A 2,042-nucleotide genomic window follows, 5' to 3' on the forward strand; every position below is an offset into this window, starting at 1 on the left:
AAAGGCTCTGATTTAGCCGGACTCCTTCACCGTGACGGTGGACTTGTTTATCCGTGAAGATGGACCGGAAACTCCGTGCAAGTGGACTTTATAACCCGAAATTTACATTTGCCCTCTACTACGGGTAAATGCTCCAAATGCCAAACACCAGGGCAGAAAAATTCCCTCCTCGCTTACTACTACAACCGGCAGGGGGCAAAATGGCCGGGAGCGGAGCCGGACAACAAAAAAAGCAGTAAATCTTTTTCAAGACTTACTGCTTTCGCTGGCCGCGTCGGTGGCGGCTGGTATTCAGTTTTTATGACTTGTCCGGTGGTTCGTCAAGCCGGAACTTGAATTGACAGTCAATTAACCGCTACTTTACATAGTCCTCCACCTCGGCGTTGACCTGCCCGTTCACTTTTGAGAAATAGCGGATATATCCGGCGTAGTGGAGCAGGACAGCGTTCACGGCTTCTGGGTCGCCCTCACGGGCTTTGAGGATTGTTTCATAGGGGAGAAGTCTACTCATACCGGCTCACCCCCATTTCTTCGCGTAGCCGCTGCAAGGCAAGCTGGATATGCCGCCCCGCTGTGCTGCGTGACCGGCCAATACACGCGCCGATCACGCGCTGCGGCTGGCGCAGAAAGTAATAGCGCAGGATTTCTTCCCGCGTCTGCTCCGGCAAAACAGAGATCGCGTCGGCAAGGGCGGCGTTGCAGAGCAGGACGGTCTGACCGCAGACGGTAAATGGGTATTCCTCGTCCGGCTCCGACGCGGCAAACTGGACAAACTTCTCGTTCATCAGATAGTCAAGGGAAACTTGCCGTTCCCATTGCCGTTTAAGCTTCAAAATCTTGTCCAAGGCGGCACAGCGGATAACAGTCTTGCAAAAGGCGTTGTACCTGCGCTGGATATATTCTTGATAGGCTATCTGGTCGGTCATGGAAATTCCCCTTTCTGAATAATAGTGCGGGGCGGTGGCACTTCTTGCTGTCGCCCCTTGATTGCCTACCAGCAAAGGCGGGCGGGGCTGTCAACGGCTGCGCATATGCGCCGTTCATCTTGACCGTTGACTGGCTCGGCTGGGTTTGCTATTTACCCGACAAACTTGAATTTATTTTAAGCTATCACGTTTTACCTTCTTAAGCCTTACTATCATTACCATAGGAATTTCTTTGTTGGTTTTAAAACATTCTTCATAAAATCCATCAATGACAAATCCAGCTCTAAAACAAAGGTTAAAAATATCTTGTATGGAACGATGATAATAAATCTGCTCTTTCGGTTGCCCTTCAATCGCTATATCATAGTAACTGTGCGGTGTCATATATTTTTCAGTCAACGTGACAAAACAAGGGTGTTGCGTTGCAAAGACAAAAATTCCGCTTTCCTGCAACAGTTCATAAACAGCCATAAGAAGTGGTTCAATATCCGTAATATCCATAATTGCCATATTAGAAACTGCTTTCGTAAAGGCTCGATTTCTTTTTAATTCTAATATACTTTTTCTATCGGTCGCATCCGCCACACAAAATTCAATTTGTTTTGCATATTGTGATTGCCGTCTTTTAGCCAATTCTATCATTTTTTTGCTGTAATCAAAAGCGACAACCGAAGCGCCTCTTTGTGCAAGATACGAAGAATAATTTCCATTGCCACACGCAATATCCAAAATGTAATCCGCAGGATTAGGAGATAGAAGTTCCGTTACTTTGGGACGCACTACCTCTCTGTGAAATTCATTAGATTCGTCACCCATTGCATTATCCCAAAATTGTGCGTTCTCCTCCCAGATTTTTTTACTTTCCTCTGTTCCCATGTTCTCTCCCACTCCCCAAATTTGCTTTTTTGCTTCCATTAAATCTTCCTTACTATATTCCATTGTTACCCTCCATAACTTCTGATTGTTGCCGTCTTGACGATTATGTATCTTTACATTACCTTCTGAAACATATGGCGCACCTTGTCCAGGCGGCTGTTTGGACGGCGGGGCTGGATGACCGGCTGACCGACAGCGGCCTGATATCCTTTCAGCTCTGTAAGGCATACGCTCCGCCCG

General features: G+C 47.1%; 3 protein-coding genes. All 3 read right to left on the bottom strand.

What is annotated here, in order from left to right; genetic code table 11:
• Positions 1-355 precede the first annotated feature (355 nt).
• Positions 356-511: a helix-turn-helix domain-containing protein gene (locus tag ACTNBZ_RS14255; RefSeq protein ID WP_441210934.1), complete on the bottom strand. Its 156-nt coding sequence runs from the start codon at positions 509-511 to the stop codon at positions 356-358.
• On the bottom strand, positions 504-926 hold the full coding sequence (locus tag ACTNBZ_RS14260) for a sigma-70 family RNA polymerase sigma factor (RefSeq protein ID WP_002586616.1): 423 nt from the start codon (positions 924-926) through the stop codon (positions 504-506). Before ACTNBZ_RS14260 ends, ACTNBZ_RS14255 begins: the two co-directional genes overlap by 8 nt.
• 171 nt (positions 927-1,097) lie before the next feature.
• Positions 1,098-1,865: a class I SAM-dependent methyltransferase gene (locus ACTNBZ_RS14265; protein WP_002586626.1), complete on the bottom strand. Its 768-nt coding sequence runs from the start codon at positions 1,863-1,865 to the stop codon at positions 1,098-1,100.
• Positions 1,866-2,042 lie beyond the last annotated feature (177 nt).

The sequence above is a fragment of the Pseudoflavonifractor sp. HCP28S3_F10 genome (assembly GCF_052065415.1).
Classification (GTDB): domain Bacteria; phylum Bacillota; class Clostridia; order Oscillospirales; family Oscillospiraceae; genus Pseudoflavonifractor_A.

What these genes read in the sequence shown, in the direction of transcription:
- ACTNBZ_RS14255 (WP_441210934.1), bottom strand. Translation starts at nt 511, where the DNA reads ATGAGTAGACTTCTCCCCTATGAAACAATCCTCAAAGCCCGTGAGGGC.
- ACTNBZ_RS14260 (WP_002586616.1), bottom strand. Translation starts at nt 926, where the DNA reads ATGACCGACCAGATAGCCTATCAAGAATATATCCAGCGCAGGTACAAC.
- ACTNBZ_RS14265 (WP_002586626.1), bottom strand. Translation starts at nt 1,865, where the DNA reads ATGGAATATAGTAAGGAAGATTTAATGGAAGCAAAAAAGCAAATTTGG.